We start from the raw sequence: 26,515 nt of genomic DNA, 5'->3' as shown, positions 1-26,515 counted from the left end.
AATAATATATTACACAACAACATATACAGGACTGAATTATGGGAGAGGTAATTTCTCTCTGGCCATTGACGGGGATCGCCGTCATCGTGGTCGGATTTCTTTTACGTTTTAACCCGGTATTGGTGGTCATTATTGCCGGGATCGTCACGGGGCTGGCGGCGCATATGCCGGTAGCCACTATCCTTGAGAAGCTGGGTGAAGGTTTTCTTAACACCCGCAACCTGCCATTTATCCTGCTGATCCCGCTGGCGGTTATTGGCCTGCTGGAACGCCACGGACTCAAAGAGCGTGCTCAGGCGTGGATTGCAAAAATCCGCAGCGCCACCAGTGGCCGTCTGCTTATTGTCTATCTGTTCATTCGCGAAGCGACCGCTGCGTTAGGGCTGACCAGTCTGGGGGGGCATCCGCAGATGGTGCGTCCGCTGCTGGCGCCGATGGCGGAAGGGGCCGCAGAGAAAAATCACGGCGAGATACCTGGGGCGGTACGCTATCGTCTGCGCGCCATGTCAGCTGCGACCGATAACGTCGGACTGTTCTTCGGTGAAGATATCTTTGTTGCCTTCGGCGCCATCATTTTTATGCACAACTTTATGCTGGAGTCTGGTGGGATCCAAACCGAACCGCTGCATATTGCCTTGTGGGGGATCCCAACGGCAATTTGTGCATTCCTGATCCACGGTACGCGTCTGTGGCGTCTGGATAGCTATTTGCAACGTGAGGTGGCGAAAGCGAATGCCGCAGCGAAAGGGGAAGCGAAATGAATTTTCAACAAAGCTATCTCTACTGGCTGGCGGGAGCGGTATTACTGATTGTGGCGCTGATGTCCTGGCAGGACAAAGCGAACCCGCGTCGCTTCACCACCGGCCTGTTTTGGGGCATATATGGCGTACTGTTTCTGCTTGGCGACTGGACATACTCGCTGTTTGGCGACAAACGCACGGTGCATATTGCCGTTGGCGTTGCGGTGGTCGTGCTGGCCCTGATCGCCGGTTTTGGCGGCGTGAAGCTGGGAAGCTACCATCAACGAACGCAGCAACAGCGCGAAGAAAGCGCCAGTCGTCTGGGTAACCGCCTGTTTTTCCCGGCGCTGGCAATTCCGGTGGTAACGGTTATTGGCGTGCTGATGTTCAACCATATTCCGGGCTTACAGGATGCGCTGTTTGGGCCGGGTAATCACGCCACGCTGGTGACGCTCTTTTCCATGACCGCAGGCTCGTTGATTGGTCTGGCGATGGCGATAAAAATGACCCATGAGCGGGTTCATCAACCGATTCAGGAGGCGCGTCGTCTGCTGGACTCCATCGGCTGGGCGTTCATCCTGCCGCAGATTTTGGCCACGCTCGGGCTGTTGTTTACGGCAGCGGGCGTAGGCAGCGGTATTTCCTGGCTGACGCAAGAATACCTGGCGGTGGATAGCCGCTTTATCGCAGTGGCGGTGTACACCCTCGGCATGGCATTGCTGACGATGGTCATGGGCAATGCGTTTGCCGCTTTCCCGATCGTGACCGCTGGAATTGGGATTCCGATCCTCGTGCTGCAGCACGGCGGCAATCCGGCAGTAATGGCGGCAATTGGCATGTTCTCTGGCTATTGCGGGACGTTAATGACGCCGATGGCGGCAAACTTTAACATTGTTCCTGCAGCGCTGCTGGAGCTGCCGGATAAAAACGCGGTGATTAAAGCGCAGGTGCCAACCGGCATACTGCTGCTGCTGGTCAACGTGTTCCTGATGTATTTCCTGATGTTCTTGTAAGGAGACAGGATGAAAACAGTACTCATCACGGGATTTGAACCCTTTGGCGGCGAGTCAGTTAACCCTTCCTGGGAAGTGGTCTCGGGCCTCGACAATGCTATCATCGGCGGATGCCGCGTCGTTGCCCGCCAACTGCCGTGCGTCTTTGGCGAGTCTCTTGCCGTACTCAATGGTGCGATTGACGCGCTGTCGCCATCACTGGTGCTGGCGGTGGGGCAGGCGGGTGGACGCACGGATATCACCGTAGAGCGCGTGGCGATCAACGTTGACGATGCGCGTATTGCGGATAATCAGGGTCAACAGCCGGTAGATGTGCCGATTGTGGCCGATGGTCCGGCGGCGTGGTTTAGTTCGTTGCCGATCAAAGCGATGGTTGTTGCCATGCGCAACGCGGGAATTCCGGCTTCGGTTTCCCAGACCGCGGGCACTTTCGTGTGTAACCACGTGATGTATGGCCTGCTGCATAAACTACATGACGTTCCGGCGGTGAAGGGTGGATTTATTCATATCCCTTATTTGCCGCAACAGGCTGCACAGCACCCCGGGGCGCCAAGTATGGCTGCGGACACGGTGCGCCGGGCGCTGGAAGTCGCGATTGCCACCGCGTTGCAGGTGGAGAGTGATATCGCAGTGACGGGCGGTGCAACACATTAAAAAAGGACAGTCTTATGCCTGAAGGCCCGGAGATCCGCCGCGCGGCGGATAACCTGGAGGCGGCAGTCAAAGGCAAACCCCTGACCGATGTCTGGTTTGCCTTTGAGCAGCTAAAACCGTATCAATCTCAACTGATTGGGCAGAGTGTTACCCAGCTTGAAACGCGGGGTAAAGCATTGCTGACCCATTTTTCTAATGGATTGACGCTGTACAGCCACAATCAGCTCTATGGCGTGTGGCGAGTAGTGGATACCGGAAAAATACCGCAGACTTCGCGGGTTCTGCGTGTCAGGTTGCAAACATACGACAAAACTATTCTGCTCTATAGCGCCTCTGATATCGACATGCTGACGCCGGAACAGCTCGCTACCCACCCGTTCCTGCAACGGGTTGGGTCGGACGTCCTGGATTTACGTTTAACGCCCGATGACGTGAAAGCGCGTCTGTTATCCCCGCGTTTTCGCAATCGCCAGTTTTCTGGCCTGCTGTTGGACCAGGCGTTTCTGGCGGGATTAGGTAACTACCTGCGGGTAGAGATTCTCTGGCAGGTAGGGCTGACCGGGCAGCATAAAGCGTCGATGCTCGGAGATGAGCAGTTGGATGCGCTGGTGCATGCGCTGCTTGATATTCCTCGTTTGTCCTATAACACCCGCGGGCTGGTGGATGAGAACAAACATCACGGCGCGCTGTTTCGCTTTAAGGTCTTTCACCGGGATGGTGAAGCCTGTGAGCGCTGTGGCGGAATCATCGAAAAAACGACGCTCTCTTCACGACCCTTTTACTGGTGTCCAGGATGTCAGCACTAAGCGGGATGCTTTGGCGCGTGTACTGAAATAAACCGCGCCACCGCCGGGCCAGTCAATAAAATACTGAATAGCCGCAGGGTTTGCATCGCCATGATCAGCGCCATATCGGCGTGACTCCCTGCGGCAATCACCGCAACAGAATCCACGCCGCCTGGACTGGTCGCCAGATAGGCGGTAAGAAAATCTATCTGCATGTAATGCGCCAGTCCCCAGGCCATAGCGGCACAGATCGCCATCAGTGAAAAAATGGACAAGAGGATTTGCGGTAAGGGGCGCAACGCCATTAAAAAGATCTGCTTGTCAAAGCCCAGGCCGATTTGCCAGCCGATGGCCATATAGGCAATCGCCAGCAACCATTCCGGTAGTTCGATCACCATCACGCCTCCGGCATTCAGCAATGCGCCTGCCAGCATCGGTAGCAACATGACGCCAGAGGGGATACGCAATACACGTCCGGCCGTACCGGCAACGGCGGCCAGCGCCAGGGTACTGAACAGATTGCTGCTCAGCGGCGGAAACCAGACAATTTGCTCACTGACCGTTTGGGCCTGGTCGCCCATCATCACTCGGGTGACCAGTGCCGCCGCACCAACCACCAACAATACGCGCAGATACTGCATAAACGCCACCAGCCGGATGTCGGCACCATATTCCTGCGCCATCGCCACCATTGCCGCCGCACCGCCAGGTGATGAGCCCCATGCACCGGTGTTTCCCGGTAGGTTACTGTAGCGAACCAGCAGCCAGCCGATTAGCGCGCTGCTGATAAGGGTCGCCAGCAGGATGATAATCACCATCGGCCAGTGGGCCGTAAGGGTCGTTAAGATTGAGCCCGTCAGGTTTTGGGCAATCATGCAGCCGAGAATCGCCTGCGCGCCAAGAAATGTGCAGCGGGGAGGGTGCAGTGAGATGCCGCGCATACTGAATATGATGCCGACGATCATCGAACCGAGCAGCAGCGGTCCTGGAAGGTGTATAAACAAAAAGAACAGGGAAAGAAGGAGCGATAGCAGAAACAACAGGCTCCACTGCAAAACAGGCATCCCATGCTCCTGAGTGAAATGACGGAAATCTCAGTAAATCATAGAGAAAGCATGATGAGAATAAAATAATATGCATCAAAAAAAACAGGTCGGATTCTGGCTTCAATGCCTTGTCCGACCCGGGAGAATTAATGGCTGTAAGCCGGACAGGCGCTGGCACCATCCGGCAGACAATTAACGCTTAATATCAGACTTAAAATCGCGCTTGTCGTAGCCGGTGTACAGCTGACGCGGACGAGCGATTTTCATGCCGTCGGTGTGCATTTCGTTCCAGTGTGCAATCCAGCCCACGGTACGCGCCATGGCGAAGATAACGGTGAACATGGAGGACGGAATACCCATCGCCTTCAGGATGATGCCGGAGTAGAAATCTACGTTCGGGTAGAGTTTCTTCTCGATGAAGTACGGGTCGTTGAGCGCAATGTGTTCAAGTTCCATCGCCACTTCCAGCAGATCATCTTTGGTGCCCAGTTCTTTCAGTACTTCATGGCAGGTTTCACGCATGACGGTGGCGCGCGGGTCATAGTTTTTATAAACACGGTGACCAAAGCCCATCAGGCGGAAGGAATCATTCTTGTCTTTCGCGCGGCGAACAAATTCCGGAATGTGTTTAACAGAGCTGATTTCTTCCAGCATTTTCAGCGCAGCTTCGTTTGCGCCGCCGTGTGCCGGTCCCCACAGGGAAGCAATACCGGCCGCGATGCAGGCAAACGGGTTAGCGCCAGAAGAACCGGCGGTACGAACGGTAGAGGTTGAGGCGTTCTGTTCGTGGTCAGCGTGCAGGATCAGGATACGGTCCATTGCGCGTTCCAGAATCGGATTCACTTCGTATTTTTCGCACGGCGTGGAGAACATCATGTTCAGGAAGTTACCGGCGTAGGAGAGGTCATTACGCGGGTACACGAACGGCTGTCCGATGGAATATTTGTAGCACATCGCTGCCATGGTCGGCATTTTGGATAGCAGACGGAAGGCGGCGATTTCACGGTGACGCGGATTATTCACATCCAGCGAGTCGTGGTAGAACGCAGCCAGCGCCCCGGTAACACCACACATAACGGCCATCGGGTGAGAGTCGCGGCGGAAACCGTGGAACAGGCGGGTGATCTGTTCGTGGATCATGGTATGGCGAGTGACTGTGGTTTTGAACTCGTCGTACTCCTCCTGCGTCGGTTTTTCGCCGTACAGCAGGATATAACACACTTCCAGATAGTTTGACTCGGTCGCCAACTGATCAATCGGGAAGCCGCGATGCAGCAAAATACCTTCGTCACCGTCGATGAAAGTAATTTTGGATTCGCAGGATGCGGTAGAGGTGAAACCTGGGTCAAAAGTAAACATCCCTTTTGAGCCAAGACTACGAATATCAATAACATCTTGACCGAGCGTACCTTTCAGCACATCCAGTTCAATAGCAGAGTCACCATTTAGAGTGATTTTTGCTTTAGTATCAGCCATTTACGGTCTCCTTAGCGCCTTATTGCTTAAGACTGCTGGAACTCACATTTGCCTTCGTACATCAATGAACCGTTACCAGTTTGTTATTTGGCTCGCCGCTCTGCGAAAGAGGGGATAACCTGGGTACAGAGCTATGGGCGCTTGCAGGTAAAACGGTCTTTTCATGGCGAATAAACTGCAAATCAAGAACTTAGCAATCCGAATTATTAAACCTGTCTATCACTAATAACTGTCCTGACTGTATTGGTCAATACTTCCACACTGTTACATAACTAAATGTCCGGTGAAAGAGTGACCCCATAACTTTTACGCATTATATGCTTTTTCTGGTGTCGTTTGTAACAACTTTGTTTAATGATTGTCAAATTAGATGGTTAAAAATTAAAATAATGTTGTTATCGTGACCTATGTCACTGTTCGGGATAAAACCCGACAAACTATATGTAGGTTAATTGTAATGATTTTGTGAACGTCCTATACTGCCGCCAGGTCTCCGGAATACCCTGCAATCCCGAGCCAACCAGCGTTGTAACGTGTCGTTTTAGCATCTGGAAGCAGTGTTTTATATGACGCGTAGTTATAGTAAGGACGCTGTCTGACCCGCACGCAGACCGGAGGAAGGAAATCCCGTCGTCTTTCAGGCTACAGGTGTCTTCATCTTCTGTACCCGAAGTCCAAAGGGAATAATAAGAACAGCATGTGGGCGTTATTCATGATAAGAAATGTGAAAAAACAAAGACCTGTCAATCTGGATCTACAAACGATCCGGTTCCCAATCACGGCGATAGCGTCCATTCTCCATCGCGTATCCGGAGTGATCACCTTCGTGGCGGTCGGGATTCTGTTGTGGTTATTGGGTACCAGCCTTTCCTCCCCTGAAGGTTTCCTCGCCGCGTCATCCATTATGAATAACTTCTTTGTGGAGTTAATTCTGTGGGGGATCCTGATTGCGCTGGCATATCACGCCGTAATGGGCATTCGCCATCTGTTGATGGATTTTGGCTATATCGAAGAAACCCTCGAAGCAGGGACACGTTCCGCCAAAATTTGTTTCGTTATCATTGTCGTGCTTTCACTTCTCGCAGGAGTCCTCGTATGGTAAGCAACGCCTCCGCATTAGGACGCAACGGCGTACATGACTTCATTCTGGTCCGTGCTACCGCTATCGTTCTGACGTTATACATCATCTATATGGTCGGCTTCTTCGCCACCAGCGGCGAACTGACGTTTGAAGTCTGGACCGGTTTCTTCTCATCGGCATTCACCAAAGTCTTCACCTTGCTGGCTCTTTTCTCCATCTTGATTCATGCCTGGATCGGCATGTGGCAGGTGTTGACCGACTACGTTAAACCGCTGGCCGTGCGCCTGATTCTGCAACTGGCTATCGTCGTTGCGCTGGTGGTTTACGTCATTTATGGATTTGTTGTGGTGTGGGGTGTGTAATGAAACTGCCAGTCAGAGAATTTGATGCTGTTGTGATTGGTGCCGGCGGCGCAGGTATGCGCGCGGCGCTGCAAATTTCCCAGAGCGGTCAGACCTGTGCGCTGCTCTCCAAAGTGTTCCCAACCCGTTCCCATACCGTATCTGCGCAAGGTGGCATCACCGTTGCGCTCGGTAATACCCATGAAGATAACTGGGAATGGCACATGTACGACACCGTCAAAGGGTCGGACTACATTGGTGACCAGGACGCTATTGAATATATGTGTAAAACCGGTCCGGAAGCGATTCTGGAGCTGGACCACATGGGGCTGCCGTTCTCTCGCCTCGATAATGGCACAATTTATCAACGTCCGTTTGGCGGCCAGTCGAAGAATTTCGGCGGCGAGCAGGCGGCACGTACCGCGGCAGCGGCAGACCGTACCGGCCATGCGCTGTTGCACACGCTGTATCAGCAGAACCTGAAAAACCACACCACCATCTTCTCCGAATGGTATGCGCTGGATCTGGTGAAAAATGCCGATGGCGCGATTGTTGGTTGTACCGCGCTGTGTATTGAAACCGGTGAAGTGGTTTACTTCAAAGCCCGCGCAACCGTGCTGGCGACCGGCGGTGCTGGCCGTATTTATCAGTCCACCACCAACGCCCACATCAACACCGGTGACGGCGTCGGTATGGCTATCCGCGCTGGCGTGCCGGTGCAGGATATGGAGATGTGGCAGTTCCACCCAACCGGTATCGCTGGCGCGGGTGTTCTGGTAACAGAAGGCTGTCGTGGTGAAGGTGGCTACCTGCTGAACAAACACGGTGAGCGCTTCATGGAGCGTTATGCCCCGAATGCGAAAGACCTGGCGGGTCGTGACGTGGTGGCGCGTTCCATCATGATCGAAATCCGCGAAGGTCGCGGTTGCGACGGTCCGTGGGGGCCGCACGCCAAACTGAAACTCGACCACCTGGGTAAAGAAGTGCTGGAGTCCCGTCTGCCGGGTATTCTCGAACTGTCCCGTACCTTTGCTCACGTTGACCCGGTGAAAGAGCCGATCCCGGTTATCCCAACCTGCCACTATATGATGGGCGGTATTCCGACCAAAGTCACCGGCCAGGCGCTGACCGTGAATGAGCAGGGCGAAGATGTGGTGATCCCAGGGCTGTTTGCCGTCGGTGAAATCGCCTGCGTATCGGTTCACGGTGCTAACCGTTTGGGCGGCAACTCACTGCTTGACCTGGTGGTATTTGGTCGTGCTGTGGGTCTGCATCTGCAGGAATCTATCGCAGAGCAGGGTGACCTGCTGGATGCAACCGAAGATGAAATCGACGCTTCTCTGGCGCGTCTGAATCGCTGGAACGGTAACCGTAACGGTGAAGATCCGGTGGCAATTCGTAAAGCGCTGCAAGAATGTATGCAGCATAACTTCTCGGTATTCCGCGAAGGCGATGCGATGGCGAAGGGCCTGGAAGAGCTGAAAGCGATTCGCGAACGCTTGAAAAATGCCCGTCTGGACGATACCTCCAGTGAGTTCAACACCCAGCGCGTTGAGTGTCTGGAGTTGGATAACCTGATGGAGACCGCGTACGCCACTGCAGTATCTGCAAACTTCCGTACCGAAAGCCGTGGCGCGCATAGCCGCTTCGACTTCCCGGAACGTGATGACGAAAACTGGCTGTGCCATTCCCTGTACCTGCCAGAGTCGGAATCCATGACGCGACGTCAAGTCAATATGGAACCGAAGCTGCGCCCGGCATTCCCGCCGAAGATTCGTACTTATTAATGCGGAGACAGGACAATGAAACTCGAGTTTTCAGTTTATCGCTATAACCCGGATGTTGACGACGCTCCGCGCATGCAGGATTACACCCTGGAGGCGGAAGAAGGGCGCGACATGATGCTGCTGGATGCGTTGATGCAGCTGAAAGAAAAAGATCCGTCGCTGTCGTTTCGTCGCTCATGCCGTGAAGGGGTTTGCGGCTCCGACGGTCTGAACATGAACGGCAAAAATGGACTGGCCTGTATCACACCTATTTCTGCGCTGAATCAGCCGGGCAAGAAAATTGTCATTCGCCCGCTGCCAGGTTTACCGGTTGTGCGCGATTTGGTGGTAGACATGGGGCAATTCTACGCACAGTATGAGAAGATTAAGCCTTACTTGTTGAATAATGGGAAAAATCCTCCGGCTCGTGAGCATTTACAAATGCCAGAGCAGCGTGAGAAGCTCGATGGGCTGTATGAATGTATTTTGTGTGCATGCTGCTCAACGTCCTGCCCATCATTCTGGTGGAACCCGGACAAGTTTATTGGCCCGGCAGGCCTGTTGGCCGCGTATCGCTTCTTAATTGATAGCCGCGATACCGAGACCGACAGCCGTCTGGAAGGTTTAAGTGACGCTTTCAGCGTATTCCGTTGTCATAGCATCATGAACTGCGTCAGCGTATGTCCTAAAGGGCTGAACCCGACGCGCGCCATCGGTCATATTAAGTCGATGCTGCTCAAACGTAGTGCATAAGTAGTTGTAGTTGCCGGGGAAGAGATTCCCCGGCCGTGCAGGGAAACCTCTAAAAACTGCCACATTGATAGCAATAATCGCAGCCTGAACGACGACGATTATTAGACAGTTTTTAAAGGTTCCTTAGCGGACGCAGATGACACGACAGTCCGCAACAAGTGAACCCCGGCACGCACATCGGTGTGCGTGGTAGTATCCACGGCGAAATAAGCATACAAATGCTTAAGGGATCACGATGCAGAACAGCGCTTTGAAAGCCTGGTTGGACTCTTCTTACCTCTCTGGTTCTAACCAGAGCTGGATAGAACAGCTCTATGAAGACTTCTTAACCGACCCTGACTCGGTAGATGCTAACTGGCGTTCGACGTTCCAGCAGTTACCTGGTACCGGAGTCAAACCGGATCAACTCCACTCAAAAACACGTGATTATTTCCGTCGACAGGCGTTGATTACCCCACGTTACTCTTCTTCTATTTCCGACCCTGATGCCAATGTGAAGCAGGTTAAAGTCCTGCAGCTCATTAACGCCTATCGTTTCCGCGGTCATCAGCATGCGAATCTCGATCCGCTGGGACTGTGGCAGCAAGAAACTGTGGCCGATCTGGATCCCTCCTTCCACGATCTGACCGATGCGGATTTCCAGGAAAGCTTTAACGTGGGTTCTTTTGCCGGTGGCAAAGACACGATGAAGCTGAGCGACCTGGTTGTCGCGCTGAAACAAACCTACTGCGGCCCGATTGGCGCCGAGTATATGCACATCACCAGCACCGAAGAAAAACGCTGGCTTCAGCAGCGTATCGAGTCTGGTCGTACTGCGTTCAGTAGTGAAGAGAAGAAACGCTTCCTCAGCGAACTGACCGCAGCGGAAGGTCTGGAACGCTACCTGGGCGCGAAATTCCCGGGCGCGAAACGCTTCTCGCTGGAAGGCGGTGATGCGTTAATCCCAATGCTCAAAGAGATGATCCGCCACGCCGGTAACAGCGGTACCCGTGAAGTGGTACTGGGTATGGCGCACCGTGGTCGTCTGAACGTCCTGGTTAACGTGCTGGGTAAAAAGCCGCAGGATCTATTCGACGAATTTGCGGGCAAACATAAAGAACACCTCGGCACCGGTGACGTGAAGTACCACATGGGCTTCTCATCAGATATCGAAACCGAAGGCGGTCTGGTGCATCTGGCGCTGGCGTTTAACCCGTCGCACCTGGAAATCGTTAGCCCGGTGGTTATCGGTTCCGTACGTGCACGCTTGGATCGTCTGGACGAGCCGAGCAGCAATAAAGTGCTGCCAATCACTATTCATGGTGATGCGGCAGTAACCGGGCAAGGCGTGGTTCAGGAAACCCTGAACATGTCGAAAGCGCGTGGTTACGAAGTGGGCGGTACCGTTCGCATCGTTATCAACAACCAGGTGGGCTTCACCACCTCTAACCCGCTAGATGCACGTTCTACACCGTACTGCACCGACATCGGTAAGATGGTTCAGGCGCCGATTTTCCACGTGAACGCGGATGACCCGGAAGCGGTCGCTTTCGTAACGCGTCTGGCACTGGATTTCCGTAATACCTTTAAACGCGATGTCTTCATCGATCTGGTGTGCTACCGCCGTCACGGCCACAACGAAGCCGACGAGCCAAGCGCAACCCAGCCGCTGATGTATCAGAAAATCAAAAAGCATCCGACTCCGCGCAAAATCTACGCTGACAAGCTGGAAGCGGACAACGTCGCTACGCTGGAAGATGCGACCGAAATGGTCAATCTGTATCGTGACGCGCTGGACGCAGGCGAATGCGTGGTGAAAGAGTGGCGTCCAATGAATATGCACTCCTTCACCTGGTCGCCGTACCTCAACCACGAATGGGATGAAAACTACCCGAACAAAGTTGAGATGAAGCGTCTGCAGGAGCTGGCAAAACGCATCAGCACCGTGCCTGAAGCGGTGGAAATGCAGTCGCGTGTTGCCAAAATTTACGGCGACCGTCAGGCCATGGCCGCAGGCGAGAAGCTGTTCGACTGGGGTGGCGCAGAGAATCTGGCTTACGCCACGCTGGTTGATGAAGGCATTCCGGTACGTCTGTCGGGTGAAGACTCTGGCCGCGGAACCTTCTTCCACCGTCATGCGGTGATTCATAACCAGGCGAATGGTTCAACGTACACTCCGCTGCAGCATGTGCATAACGGCCAGGGCACGTTCCGCGTATGGGACTCCGTGCTGTCTGAAGAAGCGGTGCTGGCATTCGAGTACGGTTATGCCACGGCAGAACCGCGCACCCTGACTATCTGGGAAGCGCAGTTCGGTGACTTCGCCAACGGTGCGCAGGTGGTTATCGACCAGTTCATATCTTCCGGCGAGCAGAAATGGGGCCGTATGTGCGGTCTGGTTATGCTGCTGCCACACGGCTATGAAGGTCAGGGCCCGGAGCACTCCTCCGCGCGTCTGGAACGTTATCTGCAACTTTGCGCTGAGCAAAACATGCAGGTTTGCGTCCCGTCTACCCCGGCACAGGTTTACCACATGCTGCGTCGTCAGGCGCTGCGCGGAATGCGTCGTCCGCTGGTAGTGATGTCACCGAAGTCGCTGCTGCGTCATCCGCTGGCGGTGTCCACGCTGGACGAACTGGCAAATGGCACCTTCCTGCCAGCCATTGGCGAAGTAGATGAACTTGATCCTAAAGGCGTGAAGCGTGTCGTGATGTGTTCTGGTAAGGTTTATTACGACCTGCTGGAGCAACGCCGTAAGAACGACCAAAAAGATGTCGCCATTGTGCGTATCGAACAGCTCTATCCGTTCCCGCATAAAGCGGTGCAGGAAGCGCTGAAACCGTTTGCTCATGTACATGATTTTGTCTGGTGCCAGGAAGAGCCGCTCAACCAGGGCGCATGGTACTGCAGCCAGCATCATTTCCGTGAAGTAATTCCATTTGGGTCAGCTCTGCGTTATGCAGGTCGCCCGGCCTCTGCCTCTCCGGCAGTAGGATATATGTCCGTTCACCAGAAGCAGCAACAAGATCTGGTTAATGACGCGCTGAACGTCGATTAAATAAAGGATAAATAATGAGTAGCGTAGATATTCTTGTTCCCGACCTGCCTGAATCCGTAGCGGATGCAACGGTTGCAACCTGGCACAAAAAACCGGGCGATGCAGTACGTCGTGATGAAGTACTGGTAGAAATCGAAACTGACAAAGTGGTACTGGAAGTACCGGCATCAGCGGACGGTATTCTTGATGCGGTTCTGGAAGATGAAGGGACAACCGTCACTTCTCGCCAGATCCTCGGTCGCCTGCGTGAAGGCAACAGCTCTGGCAAAGAGACCAGCGCCAAGTCTGAAGAGAAAGATTCTACTCCGGCACAACGCCAGCAGGCGTCTCTTGCTGAACAGAACAACGATGCCCTGAGCCCGGCGATCCGTCGCCTGCTGGGTGAGCATAATCTCGAAGCCAGCGCCATCAATGGCACCGGCGTCGGTGGTCGTATCACGCGTGAAGATGTTGAAAAGCATCTGGCCAAAGCACCGGCTGCGAAAGCAGAAGCCAAAGCGCCGGCAGCCGCGCCTGCACCACAGGCTCAACTGGGCGCTCGTGGCGAAAAACGTGTTCCGATGACCCGTCTGCGCAAACGCGTAGCTGAGCGTCTGCTGGAAGCGAAAAACTCCACCGCCATGCTGACCACGTTCAACGAAGTCAACATGAAGCCAATCATGGATCTGCGTAAGCAGTACGGTGACGCGTTCGAGAAACGTCACGGTATCCGTCTGGGCTTTATGTCTTTCTACGTGAAAGCGGTTGTTGAAGCGCTGAAACGCTATCCGGAAGTGAACGCGTCCATCGACGGTGATGACGTGGTTTACCACAACTACTTTGATGTCAGCATGGCGGTCTCCACGCCGCGTGGCCTGGTCACGCCGGTCCTGCGTGATGTGGATCTGCTGGGTATGGCTGACATAGAGAAAAATATTAAAGAACTGGCAGTTAAAGGTCGCGACGGCAAGCTGACGGTCGACGATCTGACGGGCGGTAACTTCACCATCACTAACGGTGGCGTGTTCGGTTCCCTGATGTCTACCCCGATCATCAACCCACCGCAGAGCGCCATCCTGGGTATGCATGCCATCAAAGATCGTCCGATGGCCGTAGACGGCAAGGTTGAAATCCTGCCGATGATGTATCTGGCGCTGTCTTATGACCACCGTTTGATCGATGGTCGTGAGTCAGTAGGCTTCCTGGTAACCATTAAAGAGTTGCTGGAAGATCCGACGCGTCTGCTGCTGGACGTGTAGTAAATAAGAGTATCACCTGCCCCGTAGGTCTGGAGGCTTATCAGGCCTACGGGTAAAAGATAACGATTACCTGAAGGATGGACAGAACACATGAACTTACATGAATATCAGGCAAAACAACTTTTTGCCCGCTATGGCTTACCGGCACCGGTGGGTTATGCCTGTACTACTCCGCGTGAAGCTGAAGAAGCTGCATCTAAAATCGGCGCAGGCCCGTGGGTAGTGAAATGTCAGGTTCACGCTGGTGGCCGTGGTAAAGCGGGCGGTGTGAAGGTTGTGAACAGCAAAGAAGACATTCGCGCTTTTGCTGAACACTGGCTGGGTAAACGTCTGGTCACTTACCAGACAGACGCCCATGGTCAACCGGTAAATCAGATTCTGGTTGAAGCAGCGACCGACATTGGTAAAGAACTTTACCTCGGCGCAGTTGTTGACCGTAGTTCCCGTCGCGTGGTCTTCATGGCCTCTACCGAAGGCGGCGTGGAAATTGAAAAAGTGGCGGAAGAAACGCCGCACCTGATCCACAAAGTAGCACTCGATCCGCTGGCCGGTCCGATGCCTTATCAGGGTCGTGAACTGGCGTTCAAACTGGGTCTGGAAGGTAAACAGGTCCAGCAGTTCACCAAGATCTTCATGGGTCTGGCGACTATCTTCCTTGAGCGCGATCTGGCGCTGATCGAAATCAACCCGCTGGTGGTGACCAAGCAGGGTGATCTGATCTGCCTCGACGGCAAACTGGGCGCTGACGGCAACGCGCTGTTCCGCCAGGCTGACCTGCGTGAAATGCGCGACCAGTCTCAGGAAGATCCGCGTGAAGCACAGGCTGCACAGTGGGAACTGAACTACGTCGCTCTGGACGGCAACATCGGTTGTATGGTTAACGGCGCGGGCCTGGCAATGGGCACCATGGACATCGTTAAACTGCACGGCGGCGAACCGGCTAACTTCCTCGACGTTGGCGGCGGTGCGACCAAAGAACGTGTAACCGAAGCGTTCAAAATTATCCTCTCTGACGACAATGTTAAAGCCGTACTGGTTAACATCTTCGGCGGTATCGTACGCTGCGACCTGATCGCGGACGGTATCATCGGCGCGGTAGCAGAAGTGGGCGTTAACGTTCCGGTCGTGGTACGTCTTGAAGGTAACAACGCTGAACTCGGCGCGAAAAAATTGGCTGATAGCGGCCTGAATATTATTGCAGCGAAAAGTCTGACGGATGCAGCTCAGCAGGTTGTTGCCGCAGTGGAGGGGAAATAATGTCAGTTTTAATTAATAAAGATACCAAGGTTATCTGCCAGGGCTTCACCGGTAGCCAGGGGACATTCCACTCTGAACAAGCGATTGCTTACGGTACGCAAATGGTCGGCGGCGTTACGCCGGGCAAAGGCGGCACCACGCATCTGGGTCTGCCGGTGTTCAACACCGTACGTGAAGCGGTAGAAGCGACCGGCGCAACCGCCACCGTTATCTACGTTCCGGCTCCGTTCTGCAAAGACTCCATCCTGGAAGCTATCGATGCAGGCATCAAGCTTATCATCACCATCACCGAAGGTATCCCAACGCTGGATATGCTGACTGTGAAAGTGAAGCTGGATGAAGCTGGCGTACGCATGATCGGCCCGAACTGCCCAGGTGTTATCACCCCTGGCGAATGCAAAATCGGCATCATGCCGGGCCATATTCACAAGCCTGGTAAAGTCGGTATCGTTTCTCGTTCCGGTACGCTGACCTATGAAGCGGTTAAGCAGACCACCGACTACGGTTTTGGTCAGTCTACCTGTGTGGGTATCGGCGGCGACCCGATCCCAGGCTCTAACTTCATCGATATCCTGAAGCTGTTCCAGGAAGATCCGCAGACCGAAGCGATCGTCATGATCGGTGAGATCGGCGGTAGCGCGGAAGAAGAAGCGGCGGCGTACATTAAAGATCATGTGACCAAGCCGGTTGTGGGTTACATCGCGGGTGTGACGGCGCCGAAAGGTAAACGTATGGGTCATGCTGGTGCGATCATCGCAGGTGGTAAAGGTACGGCGGATGAGAAATTCGCTGCGCTGGAAGCCGCTGGCGTGAAAACCGTTCGTAGCCTGGCCGATATCGGCGAAGCGCTGAAAACAGTGATTAAGTAAGAAAAAAAACAGCCCTGACTCTCTGCATAGTCAAGGGCTGGTCCCGTTTCGACATGGTTGGCCATCTGATGATGGCCTTTTTTAATGGCGTCGTTTTGCCACCAGCGTAAATTTATAATCGTCGCTTTTGAAGGTGTTGCGGCTGTATTCAAAAACACGACCATCGAGCAGAAACCCGCGAGAGATTTTCTCCAGCACTGGTTTCCCCTGCGGCATGCCCAGCATTTCTACAGTATCCTCATCCGGAATAATCGGGATCAGTTCCTGCTCGCTGCGATCGATAACCATCTTTTTGATCTGTTCTATATAGTGATATTTAGAATTTTCCATCACCTCCCAGGTGAGATCGGGAAAGAGGGCGAGCGGCATCCATGTCTCTTCGAGGGTAACGGCTTTCTGCTTAATAAAACGAACCCGTTTTACATGCCAGACTTTATCTTCAGCCGCCAGCTGTAGCCACTCGGCCAGCATCTCTCCTGCTGGAATGACCTCAAAGACCTTCACTTCGCTGTGCGTTTCAACCTGACGGTCGGCAAGCTTCTCATAAAAACTGGTGAGCTGATAAATGTCGTAATTAACGCGCTCCTCTTTCACATACCAACCGCTGCCCTGAATGCTCTCGATAATATTCTGTTCCGTTAGCAGCTTGAGTGCTTGCCTGATGGTCACGCGGCTGACCTCGAAACGGCTCTGTAGCGTAGATTCTGTGGGAAGTGCATCACCTGGTTTTAATTCACCTTTTGCAACTTGTTCGCGCAGAACGTCGGCTATCTGGCGGTACATCGGTTTTTTGCTCATCTCTTTTCGCTTTTGTCGGCAATAAAGTCAGATATTCAAGACAAATTATGCGTACATTTTATCAATAGTAAATAATACAAATTAAATACAAATATTGTCTTGTTAGTGAAATTGATCACGTAAAGGTATTGTTTTGTCTGCGACAATCGCGGCACATAATAATGACAATCCTCTGAGGACCATGATGAATTTGACAATACTGTCCCACCCTCGCGCAGTCTGTGTGCAGGCGAGATTTACCGATCGTGACGATGCCATTCGCCAACTTACGCAGCGGCTGACCGAATTAGGCAAAATCACCGATGCCGACGCTTATCTGGCGGAAGTTTTTCACCGCGAATCGCTGGGACCTACGGCGCTTGGCGAAGGATTGGCGGTACCGCACGGTAAATCGTCGGCCGTGAAAGAGGCGGCTTTCGCGGTGGCGACGCTGAGTGAACCGATGGACTGGGAAGGTATTGATGGCCCGGAGTCTGTTGAACTTATTTTTTTGCTGGCGATCCCACCAGATGAAGCCGGTTCAACTCATATCCAAATCCTGACCGAACTGACCACCTGCCTTGCGGATGAGGATCTGCGTGCTCGCGTGATGGCGGCGACCAGCGCCGAAGCGGTGCTGGCGGCGTTAGTGGTCGAAACAGCGCCGCAGGCCGCAGTGGCGACGGCGGATGCGCCAACGATTGTTTGCGTTACCGCATGTCCGGCGGGCATTGCGCATACCTATATGGCGGCTGAGTATCTGGAGAAAGCCGGCCGACAAATGGGCGTTAACGTGGTGGTGGAAAAACAGGGTGCCAATGGCATTGAAGACCGCTTAACGGCTCAACAACTGAATGATGCGCGCGCCTGCATTTTCGCCGCAGAGGTCGCCATTAAAGAAAGTGAACGTTTCAACGGTATCCCGGCGATCTCCGTTCCGGTTGCCGAACCGTTGCGCCACGCAAAGGCGCTGATTGAACAAGCGTTAGCGCTGGAGCCCCTGCAAAGCCAGCGTGTTTCTCAGCCACAGACAGAGGTGAAAAAGGGGCTGAAAACCGACCTGAAACAAGCACTGCTGAGCGGAATTTCGTTTGCCGTGCCGTTAATCGTCGCCGGAGGGACGGTACTGGCGGTGGCGGTATTGATTGCACAGATTTTCGGCCTACAGGATGTGTACAGCTTAGAGAAATCCTGGCTGTGGATGTATCGCCAACTCGGCGGCGGGATGCTGGGCACGCTGATGGTTCCGGTACTGTCGGCCTATACCGCTTATTCGCTGGCGGATAAACCAGCGCTGGCTCCAGGCTTTGCGGCGGGTCTGGCGGCGAACTTAATCGGCTCGGGTTTTCTTGGCGGTGTTGCCGGTGGCCTGATTGCCGGTTATCTCATGCGTTGGGTGAAACAGCATCTGCGTTTAAGCAGCAAATTCAATGGCTTTTTAACGTTCTACCTCTATCCGGTGATTGGCACGTTGGGCGCGGGTAGCCTGATGTTGTTTGTGATTGGCGAGCCTGTCGCCTGGATCAATACCTCGCTGACGGCTTGGCTAAATGGGTTATCAGGCACCAACGCGCTACTGCTCGGTATGATCCTGGGCTTTATGTGTTCGTTTGATCTTGGCGGTCCGGTCAATAAAGCGGCATATGCATTTTGTCTGGGCGCGATGGCCAACGGCGTATTCGGCCCCTACGCCATTTTCGCTTCGGTAAAAATGGTTTCTGCTTTTACCGTCACCGCCTCAACCATGCTGGCGCCACGCCTGTTCAAACAGTTTGAGATTGAGACCGGTAAATCCACCTGGCTGCTCGGCCTTGCCGGGATTACCGAAGGCGCGATTCCGCTGGCGATTGAGGACCCGATTCGGGTGATTGGCTCTTTAGTGATGGGGTCGATGGCGACCGGAGCCATCGTTGGGGCCATGGGGATTGGGCTTTCGACCCCAGGTGCCGGGATTTTCTCGCTCTTTTTACTTATCCCCGCAGACCTAAGCGCGGTGATGGCCGCCGCGGGCTGGTTTGGCGCTGCGCTGATTGGAACGATTATCTCCACGGCGATTTTACTGCTCTGGCGGCGTCAAGCGGTTAAACAGGGGAAATACGTCACCGATAGCGTGATGCCGTAAGCACTTACTCAACAGGAAATGACGATGAAAGCAGTATCTCGCGTTCACATTACGCCGCATATGCACTGGGACCGTGAGTGGTACTTCACCACCGAAGAGTCGCGTATTTTGCTGGTTAACAATATGGAAGAGATCCTGACTCGCCTTGAGCAGGATGCAGAGTACAAATATTACGTGCTGGATGGTCAAACGGCGGTGCTGGAAGACTATTTTGCGGTGAAACCTGAAAACCGGCAGCGGGTTAAAGCGCTGGTGCAGGCCGGGAAGCTTATTATCGGCCCCTGGTACACGCAAACGGATACGACCCTCGTTTCCGGTGAGTCAATTGTCCGCAATCTGATGTACGGCATCCGCGATTGTATGGCCTTTGGAGAACCGATGAAGATAGGTTATCTACCTGATTCATTTGGGATGTCCGGGCAGATGCCGCATATTTATAATGGTTTTGGTATCAACCGTGCTCTGTTCTGGCGTGGGTGCTCTGAACGTCATGGCACCGATAAAACCGAATTTTTATGGCAAAGCGCTGACGGTAGCCAGGTCACGACACAGGTGTTGCCGCTGGGCTATGCGATTGGTAAGTACTTACCCGAGGATGAGGCCGGGCTGCGTAAGCGACTTGACGGCTACTTCGAGGTGCTGGAGAACGCCTCGGTGACTAAAGAAATCCTATTACCCAACGGGCATGACCAGATGCCGTTACAACAAAACATCTTTGCGGTGATGGATAAACTGCGTGAAATCTACCCGCAGCGAAAATTTGTCATGAGCCGCTTCGAGGAGGTTTTTGCTCATATCGAAGCGCATCGGGAGACGTTGGCTACCCTGCACGGCGAGTTTATCGACGGTAAATATATGCGCGTGCATCGTACGATTGGCTCCACACGAATGGATATCAAAATTACCCATGCGCGTATTGAGAATAAAATCGTTAACCTGCTGGAACCGCTCGCCACGCTGGCCTGGAGTTTAGGTTTTGAATATCACCACGGTCTGCTGGAGAAAATGTGGAAAGAGATTTTAAAGAATCATGCCCACGACAGCATCGGCTGTTGCTGTAGCGATAAAGTGCATCGTGAAATCGTTTCACGCTTCGTGCTGGCCGAAGATATGGCCGACAATTTGATTCGTTTTTACCTGCGTAAAATCACTGACAACATGGCGCACAGTGAAGAAGACAAGCTGGTGATGTTCAACCTGATGCCCTGGCCGCGTGAGGCGGTGATCAATACGACCGTACGTCTTCGCGCCAGCCAGTTCCGCCTGCTTGATGGCAGTGGAAATGAAATCCCTTATTTTATTCGTGGCGTGCGCGAGCTTGATCCTGGTCTTATCGACCGGCAAATCGTCCATTACGGAAACTACGAGCCGTTTATGGAGTTTGATATTCAGCTCAACCAGATTCTACCTTCGATGGGGTACTGCACGCTGTATATCGAACCGCATGTTGCTGGCCGTCAGGCGATACCCGCTCCGGCGACCCAGGCACTGTTGGAGAACGCGTTCTGGCTGATCGATCTCAATGACGATGGAACGCTACAGCTACGCGATAAGGACTCAGGGATTGTTTATCAACGCGTACTGGAGATTGAAGAAAGCGCCGACGACGGGGATGAGTACGATTACTCCCCCTCGCGCGAGGATTGGCGCCTCACGTCTGCGGGCGTTGCGTTTGAGCATGAAATTATCCGCGAGGGATGGCAAGACCGGGCAATCATTCGCTACCGGATGGCGGTTCCGGCGGATCTGGAGGCGCGCGCGTCACGTCAGCGCAATGGTGAAGTTAGCATCGAAATAGGTGTTACGCTGAGCCATAACAGCCGGCGGATTGAGGTTGATATTCGCATTAACAATCAGGCTGACGATCACCGAGTTCGGGTGCTTATCCCCACGCCATTTCACACTAATGACGTGTTGGCTGATACCCAGTTTGGTTCGCTGCTGCGGCCTGTTCACGATGAAGCGATGGCCAACTGGCAGGCTGAGGGATGGAAAGAAGCGCCGGTGCCGGTCTGGAATCTGCTCAACTACGCCGCGCTGCAGGAGGGGCGTCATGGACTCGCGGTGTTTAGCGAAGGATTGCGCGAATTTGAGGTAGTGGGCGAGGAGAGAAAAACGTTTGCTCTGACGCTGCTCCGTGGCGTCGGCTTACTCGGCAAAGAGGATCTCTTATTGCGTCCCGGCAGGCCGTCAGGCATAAAAATGGCGGTACCGGATTCCCAGATGCGGGGTGTGCTGCACGGGCGCTTTTGCCTGTTTAGTTATAGCGGGACGCCGCTTAACGTTGGCCTGGCTCAGCAGGCGCGTGCCTGGCTGACGCCCGTCCAGTGTTATAACAAAATCCCGTGGGATGCGATGAAGCTCAACAAAGCAGCGTTTACTGTTCCCGATAGCTACAGCCTGTTGAGTATGTCACCGGTCGGCTGTCAGCTTAGCGCGTTAAAAAAAGCAGAGGACAGAGATGAAATCATCCTGCGTTTATTTAATCCCTCTGACAGCGTCACCTGCGATGCCGCCGTGTCGTTTAGCCAAAGCGTAATGCATTGCCGCGAAACCGGTATGGATGAGATACCCGCTGGCGAGCAGAGCGATGCGAAGGGGATTAACGGCGAGTTTCGGCCAGGGCAGTCGCGGACGTTTAGTCTGAAACTGGCCTGAAAGAAGTGATGAGTCAGCGCCAGCAATCTTATGCTGGCGCTGACCGGCCGCTATCAGGATGATGCCAGTGTTTTCAACCAGCGAATTCCGCTTTCCGGCGAGGTCATTACCGGCACCGGCGGGGAAGGGAGCTGCTGTAAAACGCGCGCCATTGAGGCCTGCGCCAGCATCACAACATCTGCCTGGGTAAAGGCGCTCTGTAACCCTTCACTGACGATACGGTCATGGGTATCCATGTCTCCCGCCAGCAGCGCGTGGAATGCCTCTTCCATTAATATAGGCGTGATGGTGCGCGATTTACCGCTCTGCTGCACTTTGCGCTGTACGTAATCCAGCGTTGGCTTCAGCGTGGTTGCCACGGTCGCCAGTACGGCGATCCGCTCACCTTTTTCAATCGCCTCTTCCACCATTGCGCAGTCAATGCGCGCGAGCTGCAGTGGGGTCATAAACTGGCATTGCTCCACCGCAGTACCAATTGAGGAGCAGGCGGTAATAAAGATATCGCAGTCCGCCTTTTCGGCAATATGCACATAGTCGGCGATGCGGGCGGCAATATTGGGCGTCACGCCCTGGGCCTTCATTACCTGCTTGATCATGGATTCTTCTACCAGGTGCATGACTTCCACATCCGGCATGATGTCGGCAATCAGCTGTTGCATCATCGTAAGCGTGGCGGCACTGGTATGCAGCATGGCGACCTTTTTCATTGGGCAATCTCCTTAAGTAACGTTTCCGCGACGGCCAGCGCCGCATCATGATCTTCCTGCGCGGATAAACCGCCTACCGCGACGGCCCCAAGGCATTTTCCTTGGTGCAGAATCGGGATCCCGCCCGGCAGTGCCGTAAACAGCGGGTCGGCAAAATAACCAATATCCAGTTGCTCTTTCTGCAGTCGCTGTAAAAATGCCTGCGTGGTACAGCCCAGGCGGCTACTGGTGCGTGCTTTGCGCTGGGTTAACTCGATGGTTAACAGTTTGGCGTTATCCATCCGCGCAAAGCTGAGTAGTTCGCCATTGGCATCGCATACGGCCACGCTTAACGGGCGTTTTGCATAACATGTTTCGGCGAGGTCGAGCGCAGAGGCCACGGCGCGCAGGGCATGCCCCAGAGTGAGAGTTGTCATCGTGATTATCCTTTTGACAGATTTTCGCAAGCGGGTTGAACGGGATCTTTGGCTGCGGCGGCCTGCGCCTGTCTGGCGTCTTTCTTGCGCCAGTAGTTCGCGAGCAGCGAGCCGCTGACGTTGCCAAGTGGAGTCATCACCGCCGAGGCCAGGCCAACCGTTGCCAGTTTGCCCATCGCTGCGGCAAGACCGGACGCCATGCCGCCGTTTTGCAGGCCGACTTCAAAGGCTACGGTGCGGGCAGACTGTACGTCCATGCGGAAGATCCAGCGGCTCATCAGATAGCCAATCAGGAAGCCGCCGAGGTTATGCATCAACATGGCGAAGCAGAGCAGGAAGCCGACCTGCACCAGGTTCTCGCGCCCGGCTGCGGCTGCGGTGGTCGTAAAGAAAATGATCCCCATCATTGAGATGGTCGGCATGATTTTCTTCACGCCCGCCACGCGGCCATACAGCCAGTTGTAGAACAATGCCCAGGCGAGACCGCCTGCCACGAAGTTGAGCACCACCGCGTACATTTGCGCGTCGGCGCTGGCGTGACCAAACAGCGCGTCCCAGCCGCCAGCAATCATATACAGCAGCCAAAGAGCGCCGATCCCGGCCAGCATCTGGACGACACGGCGTCCGCGCACGCCCGCATAGGTTTTCAGATAGTCATGCAGAATTGCCGCGCCGATGGGGATCAATACGATTTTCACCACATCCATTACCATTGCGGTGAGCTGGATATCGATCATCGACCCCGCCAGCAGATTAACCCACAGCGGCGTCATCACCGTCGCCGCCAGCGTTGAGACTGCGGCGATCGAGACCGCCAGCGCCAGGTTGGCGTTCGCGATATAGACCATGACGGTAGAGGAGAGTCCGCTTGGGCAGGCGCCAATCAGCAGAATCCCGACCGCCACCTCAGGCGGAAAGTTAAAAATAAGCGTAATGCTCAGGCCGAGCAGAGGCATGATGACGAAGTGGCAGAAGGTGCCAATAAACACCGCCCACGGCATTTTGGCGACGTCAATAAAATCCTGGATCGTTAGCTTAGTGCCCATGCTAAACATGGTGGCCTGAATGACGAGGAATACGATCCATTTATGGGTGATATTGAAACCGCCCCAGACGATCAGATCCGTAGACCAGGTCATGGCGGCGACAAACCCGGCGATGATCCATAGCGTAAACTGATAGCTGCGTAGACCCGGCCAGTAGCCTGCACCGGCGGCGAATCCGGCGGTGAACATCACCAGCCCGGGCTGCCAGAGCGCCGCGGACTGGATTAGCGCACCGATAATCGCCAGCGCCGCGCCCGCAACGCTGACGCCGAGTCCGGTTTTGTGAATAACAGTGGTCATAGTCATGTTGAAATGTCCTTGCTGTTGTTATTGCTGCCGGGATGGAATAGATAACATGTGCCGCGCAATTTCTGGCGTGGCGACTTTTTTATCCATGCTGCGAATGAGCGTGGCGAGTTTGGCAACCTGCTGGTAATTATGCTGTGCTTTTTCTTCAGCGCTTAAATAATAGCTATCCTCAAAGCCGATTCGCACTTCACTGGCCCCCATGCCGACGGCAGCGGCAATAATATCGAAATTCTTTCTGCCAAAATGAGTAATACCCCATAAGGCATCGCGCGGGATCATGCTACGCAGAGCAATTAAAGCGTCAATGGTTGCTGGCGTACTGCCGCGATGGCCGAGGACGATATTAAAGAGCATGGGTTTTTGGAATTTTATTTTATCTTCAAGGTTCAGGATGTTATTAATCATGCCAATTTCAAAAACTTCAAACTCGGGAATAATATCGCGCTCGACAATTTGCCGGGAGCAATATTCCACGTCCGGACCGGGATTAAAGTACACCGCATCTCCGAGGTTGACGGAACCGACGTTCAGCGAAGCCATCTCTACGCCGGGGCAGGAGAGTGGCGCGCAGCGTTCGGCGATGGACATTGAAGAGACGCCGCCGGTAGATGCCTGAATAATAAGGTCTGAATGGTGCATGACGCTATCAATGGTCGCCTGAAAATCGGTGGTGTCCGGCGTCAGGCGACCCTGTTTATCGCGAACGTGTAAATGCACGATGGACGCGCCATGCTCTACGCTGGCGAGTATTTCCTGCGCCAGTTCTGCGGGTATAACTCTGGGGCAATCCGCGGCAACGGGTGCCAGCGAAATAATAACAGTATCCGACATATTTTCCTCCGGTACAGAGATATTTAAATTATAGGTAAGGCGTTATCCAGTTTAATGAGTCGGGCCCTGATGTTGATGGTTGATATTCACAGCCAATCCAGCCCTGGTAATTCATTTTTCTAATAAAATCGAATAGCCATGTTTCATTTAATTCACCTGTTCCCGGTTCATGGCGATAGGGGACAGAAGCAATTTGAAAATGTTTAATTAAGGTGAAGTAGCGTTCAATATTTTTTGCCACATTGCCATGAATTTTCTGACAGTGGTAAATATCAAACTGTAAACCGATATTTTTCTTGCCAACCTCTTGAATAATAGATTCGGCCAACGGAAAGCTGTCAATAAAATAACCGGGCATATCCTGCGAATTTAACGGTTCAATCAGCACATCGATTTCCGCTTCAGCCATCATATCGCAGGCGATACGCAGCCGGTTGGTCAGGAGAGTGCGCTGAGCGTGAAGCGTCAGATCGTCGCAGCGCGAACCGGCCATAACGTGAACCCGACGACAGCCCAGCGCCGTGGCGTAATCACGCGCCACGTTCAGGCTATGGTGAAATTCCTGGTCTCGACCGGGCTGCGCGGCCAGTCCCCGCTCACCTTGTGCCCAGTTACCCGCCGGTGCGTTCATCAGCACCACCGGCAGGGATGTTTCCCGCTGTGCAGCGTGCAAATGCGCCAGCGGGTGCTGCCAGAGAAATAGCCCTTCAACGCCGCGAAAACCAGCCGCCTGCGCCGCCGCAAATCGCGCTGCTATCGGTAAATCTGTAAACAACCAGTCGAGGTTAGCCGCTAACTTCAGCATGGCGCGCACCCTCCCGGTTATCAACCAGATGCAGCTTAACGCCCTGGCTGGCAAGAGTTTGCTGGGCGTTTTCCGGTAACCGGTTATCAGAAATAATGTCGGTTAACTGTTCCAGCCCACAGATATGGAACATGCCGTATTTGCCAAACTTACTGCTGTCGCAGACCAGCACCCGACGCCGGGAAACGGTGAGTACCGCTTCTTTAACCGAGGCTTTCCCTTCGCTCGGCGTCGACATGCCGCGTTCGGTATCCCACGATGAGGAGCTCAGAAACGCCACGTCAATATTAATGGTGCGCAGAAAACTGGCGGCGCTTTTTCCAAGGCATGAGCGGTTACGCTGATCCACCAGACCACCGGTGTGATAGAGCGTTATGTGCGGCATATCCATCAGATAGTGGCTGATGGAAAAATCGTTGGTTACTACCGTCAGATTGAAACAGTGGCTGGCGGCGACCGCTTTCGCCACTTCAAACAACGACGTACCGGCATCCAGATACAGCGTTTGTCCGGGCTCAATGAGCATGGCGGCGAGCTGGCCCATTTTACGTTTCACGTCATGATTCAACTCGGCTTTTTCCCGCCATGGTAGCTCGGATTTCAGCAGGTTATTGAGCTTCACTCCGCCGTTAATGGCGATAACTTTGCCTTCTTCTTCCAGCAACTGGATGTCGCGACGCACGGTCATATGCGACACGCTCATCAAATCTGCCAGTTCATTAAATGAGGCGGCATTTTTTTCGTGCACGTAGCGGTAGATAAAATCACGTCGTTGCTCGGGGATCATT

24 protein-coding genes are annotated in these 26,515 nt (G+C 53.9%); 14 read left to right on the top strand and 10 right to left on the bottom strand.

Annotation, left to right across the window (positions count from 1 at the left end; translation table 11 throughout):
- The first annotated feature begins 38 nt into the window (after nucleotides 1-38).
- From OGW44_RS17260 to nei, 4 genes are read left to right on the top strand one after another with little or no spacing between them, the layout of a single operon-like run.
- Nucleotides 39-761 (top strand): DUF969 domain-containing protein, encoded by a 723-nt coding sequence (locus OGW44_RS17260; protein ID WP_019076288.1) that lies wholly within the window; start codon nucleotides 39-41, stop codon nucleotides 759-761.
- On the top strand, nucleotides 758-1,753 hold the full coding sequence (locus tag OGW44_RS17255) for a DUF979 domain-containing protein (protein WP_016152277.1): 996 nt from the start codon (nucleotides 758-760) through the stop codon (nucleotides 1,751-1,753). Before OGW44_RS17260 ends, OGW44_RS17255 begins: the two co-directional genes overlap by 4 nt.
- 9 nt (nucleotides 1,754-1,762) lie before the next feature.
- Nucleotides 1,763-2,407, top strand: a complete 645-nt coding sequence (gene pcp, locus OGW44_RS17250) for a pyroglutamyl-peptidase I (RefSeq protein ID WP_185654287.1) — start codon at nucleotides 1,763-1,765, stop codon at nucleotides 2,405-2,407.
- Nucleotides 2,408-2,421: 14 nt separating this feature from the next.
- Nucleotides 2,422-3,213 carry an endonuclease VIII gene (nei, locus tag OGW44_RS17245; RefSeq protein ID WP_185654288.1) on the top strand — a complete coding sequence of 264 codons (792 nt, stop codon included), beginning with the start codon at nucleotides 2,422-2,424 and terminating at the stop codon, nucleotides 3,211-3,213.
- On the opposite strand, the gene OGW44_RS17240 is transcribed toward nei, so the two are convergent.
- The 3 genes from OGW44_RS17240 to OGW44_RS25830 form a co-directional block, all read right to left on the bottom strand.
- Nucleotides 3,210-4,256, bottom strand: coding sequence for an AbrB family transcriptional regulator (locus OGW44_RS17240; protein WP_185654289.1), 1,047 nt, complete (start codon nucleotides 4,254-4,256; stop codon nucleotides 3,210-3,212). The two genes, nei and OGW44_RS17240, sit on opposite strands and share 4 nt — an antisense overlap.
- Nucleotides 4,257-4,430: 174 nt before the next feature.
- Nucleotides 4,431-5,714, bottom strand: coding sequence for a citrate synthase (locus OGW44_RS17235; RefSeq protein ID WP_016152281.1), 1,284 nt, complete (start codon nucleotides 5,712-5,714; stop codon nucleotides 4,431-4,433).
- A gap of 206 nt (nucleotides 5,715-5,920) precedes the next feature.
- Nucleotides 5,921-5,974, bottom strand: coding sequence for a hypothetical protein (locus OGW44_RS25830; RefSeq protein WP_418135082.1), 54 nt, complete (start codon nucleotides 5,972-5,974; stop codon nucleotides 5,921-5,923).
- A gap of 437 nt (nucleotides 5,975-6,411) precedes the next feature.
- Here OGW44_RS25830 and sdhC point away from each other — a divergent pair, with 437 nt between their 5' ends.
- From sdhC to sucD, 8 genes are all read left to right on the top strand, one after another.
- A complete protein-coding gene (gene sdhC / locus OGW44_RS17230) occupies nucleotides 6,412-6,816 on the top strand; it encodes a succinate dehydrogenase cytochrome b556 subunit (RefSeq protein WP_016152282.1) in 405 nt (134 codons plus the stop codon).
- The gene (gene sdhD / locus OGW44_RS17225) at nucleotides 6,810-7,157 is read left to right on the top strand and encodes a succinate dehydrogenase membrane anchor subunit (RefSeq protein ID WP_005122550.1); all 348 of its coding nucleotides are present in this window, start codon (nucleotides 6,810-6,812) and stop codon (nucleotides 7,155-7,157) included. The genes sdhC and sdhD overlap by 7 nt, the downstream gene beginning before the upstream one ends.
- On the top strand, nucleotides 7,157-8,923 hold the full coding sequence (sdhA, locus tag OGW44_RS17220; RefSeq protein WP_003022919.1) for a succinate dehydrogenase flavoprotein subunit: 1,767 nt from the start codon (nucleotides 7,157-7,159) through the stop codon (nucleotides 8,921-8,923). Before sdhD ends, sdhA begins: the two co-directional genes overlap by 1 nt.
- A 15-nt stretch (nucleotides 8,924-8,938) precedes the next feature.
- Nucleotides 8,939-9,655 (top strand): succinate dehydrogenase iron-sulfur subunit SdhB, encoded by a 717-nt coding sequence (sdhB, locus tag OGW44_RS17215; protein WP_003022921.1) that lies wholly within the window; start codon nucleotides 8,939-8,941, stop codon nucleotides 9,653-9,655.
- Between the two features lie 235 nt (nucleotides 9,656-9,890).
- Nucleotides 9,891-12,692 (top strand): 2-oxoglutarate dehydrogenase E1 component, encoded by a 2,802-nt coding sequence (gene sucA / locus OGW44_RS17210; RefSeq protein ID WP_185654290.1) that lies wholly within the window; start codon nucleotides 9,891-9,893, stop codon nucleotides 12,690-12,692.
- Between the two features lie 14 nt (nucleotides 12,693-12,706).
- Nucleotides 12,707-13,930, top strand: a complete 1,224-nt coding sequence (gene odhB / locus OGW44_RS17205; RefSeq protein WP_016156001.1) for a 2-oxoglutarate dehydrogenase complex dihydrolipoyllysine-residue succinyltransferase — start codon at nucleotides 12,707-12,709, stop codon at nucleotides 13,928-13,930.
- 90 nt (nucleotides 13,931-14,020) lie between these two features.
- Nucleotides 14,021-15,187 carry an ADP-forming succinate--CoA ligase subunit beta gene (gene sucC, locus OGW44_RS17200; RefSeq protein ID WP_003022927.1) on the top strand — a complete coding sequence of 389 codons (1,167 nt, stop codon included), beginning with the start codon at nucleotides 14,021-14,023 and terminating at the stop codon, nucleotides 15,185-15,187.
- Nucleotides 15,187-16,056: a succinate--CoA ligase subunit alpha gene (gene sucD / locus OGW44_RS17195; RefSeq protein ID WP_003022929.1), complete on the top strand. Its 870-nt coding sequence runs from the start codon at nucleotides 15,187-15,189 to the stop codon at nucleotides 16,054-16,056. Before sucC ends, sucD begins: the two co-directional genes overlap by 1 nt.
- An 81-nt stretch (nucleotides 16,057-16,137) precedes the next feature.
- Here the strand turns inward: sucD and OGW44_RS17190 are convergent, their stop codons facing one another.
- Nucleotides 16,138-16,854: a GntR family transcriptional regulator gene (locus OGW44_RS17190; protein ID WP_185654291.1), complete on the bottom strand. Its 717-nt coding sequence runs from the start codon at nucleotides 16,852-16,854 to the stop codon at nucleotides 16,138-16,140.
- Nucleotides 16,855-17,038: 184 nt separating this feature from the next.
- On the opposite strand from OGW44_RS17190, the gene mngA reads away from it, so the two are divergent.
- Both mngA and mngB read left to right on the top strand, forming a co-directional pair.
- Nucleotides 17,039-18,955, top strand: a complete 1,917-nt coding sequence (gene mngA, locus OGW44_RS17185; protein ID WP_047497748.1) for a PTS 2-O-a-mannosyl-D-glycerate transporter subunit IIABC — start codon at nucleotides 17,039-17,041, stop codon at nucleotides 18,953-18,955.
- A gap of 24 nt (nucleotides 18,956-18,979) precedes the next feature.
- On the top strand, nucleotides 18,980-21,613 hold the full coding sequence (gene mngB / locus OGW44_RS17180) for a mannosylglycerate hydrolase (protein WP_185654292.1): 2,634 nt from the start codon (nucleotides 18,980-18,982) through the stop codon (nucleotides 21,611-21,613).
- Between the two features lie 53 nt (nucleotides 21,614-21,666).
- Here mngB and OGW44_RS17175 read toward each other — a convergent pair whose 3' ends face one another.
- Genes OGW44_RS17175 through OGW44_RS17150 form a run of 6 tightly spaced genes read right to left on the bottom strand, consistent with a single transcriptional unit; the run spans nucleotide 21,667 to nucleotide 26,514 of the window.
- Nucleotides 21,667-22,320 (bottom strand): aspartate/glutamate racemase family protein, encoded by a 654-nt coding sequence (locus tag OGW44_RS17175; protein ID WP_016152288.1) that lies wholly within the window; start codon nucleotides 22,318-22,320, stop codon nucleotides 21,667-21,669.
- Nucleotides 22,317-22,736, bottom strand: coding sequence for a GlcG/HbpS family heme-binding protein (locus tag OGW44_RS17170; RefSeq protein WP_016152289.1), 420 nt, complete (start codon nucleotides 22,734-22,736; stop codon nucleotides 22,317-22,319). The genes OGW44_RS17175 and OGW44_RS17170 overlap by 4 nt, the downstream gene beginning before the upstream one ends.
- A gap of 5 nt (nucleotides 22,737-22,741) precedes the next feature.
- Nucleotides 22,742-24,088 (bottom strand): bile acid:sodium symporter family protein, encoded by a 1,347-nt coding sequence (locus OGW44_RS17165; protein ID WP_185654293.1) that lies wholly within the window; start codon nucleotides 24,086-24,088, stop codon nucleotides 22,742-22,744.
- Between the two features lie 21 nt (nucleotides 24,089-24,109).
- Nucleotides 24,110-24,922 (bottom strand): beta-keto acid cleavage family enzyme, encoded by an 813-nt coding sequence (locus OGW44_RS17160; RefSeq protein WP_185654294.1) that lies wholly within the window; start codon nucleotides 24,920-24,922, stop codon nucleotides 24,110-24,112.
- Nucleotides 24,923-24,950: 28 nt separating this feature from the next.
- Nucleotides 24,951-25,727, bottom strand: a complete 777-nt coding sequence (locus OGW44_RS17155; protein ID WP_142417705.1) for a hydroxypyruvate isomerase family protein — start codon at nucleotides 25,725-25,727, stop codon at nucleotides 24,951-24,953.
- Entirely contained in the window at nucleotides 25,708-26,514 is an 807-nt protein-coding gene (locus OGW44_RS17150) for a DeoR/GlpR family DNA-binding transcription regulator (protein WP_046274719.1), read from the bottom strand. The genes OGW44_RS17155 and OGW44_RS17150 overlap by 20 nt, the downstream gene beginning before the upstream one ends.
- Nucleotide 26,515 lies beyond the last annotated feature (1 nt).

It is taken from the genome of Citrobacter sp. Cb023 (assembly GCF_030336805.1).
Taxonomy (GTDB): Bacteria; Pseudomonadota; Gammaproteobacteria; order Enterobacterales; family Enterobacteriaceae; genus Citrobacter; species Citrobacter braakii.
This window is presented reverse-complemented; position numbering and strand designations above follow the sequence as displayed.